Source organism: Thiolapillus sp. (genome assembly GCF_048562965.1).
GTDB lineage: Bacteria > Pseudomonadota > Gammaproteobacteria > Chromatiales > Chromatiaceae > Thiolapillus > Thiolapillus brandeum_A.
Window position 1 is genome coordinate 1 of record NZ_JBHNMF010001482.1, and the last position, 607, is coordinate 607.

Here is a 607-nt window from a genome sequence, read left to right on the forward strand (position 1 = left end):
TCGCCCCGGTCAGTATGAGAGCTGCTGGCAATTGTGTTAATGGCCATCTATTCTGACCCACCTACGGCCAACAATTTTGACCCACCCTGAGGGGCATTCCGGGCCATAGGGCCGTACGCTTTCCGCCATCAGAGACTCATCGATGGGGGAAGCACACTTGAAGGAGTGGGTTATGATTCACAAAATCAAAGCACTGTATGATCAGGGCAATGGGCTGACGATACGGGCCATTGCCCGCCAACTGGGGATTTCCCGCAACACGGTGCGCAAGTACCTGCGCATGGACGAGACGGCGATCGCCGAGCAGCAAGAGAGCCGGGTACGCCACAGGCAGCTGGACGACCACCGGGACTACATCATCTCGCTACTTGGTCAGTTCCCCGACCTCAGTGCTGTGAAGGTCCTGCGCAAGCTCAAGCAGAAGCACCCGGCGTTGGCGGTGTCCGACCGGACCGCGCGGCGTTACATCCGGGACCTCAAGGAGATGGTGACGTTGCGCCAACGGCGCTACTACGAGCCGATCGAGAGCCTGCCCGGGGTGCAATGTCAGGTCGATGGCGGCGAGCTTCGCGGGGTACGGATCGGTGCAGTCGAGACCACCGCTCAC

Annotated in this window: 1 protein-coding gene; it reads left to right on the forward strand. The window is 60.5% G+C overall.

From position 1 onward, the window contains the following. Window positions 1–172: 172 nt before the first annotated feature. The coding region (locus tag ACOCD2_RS25035; protein ID WP_293682207.1) for a TnsD family Tn7-like transposition protein at window positions 173–607 on the forward strand (435 nt) is incomplete at its 3' end.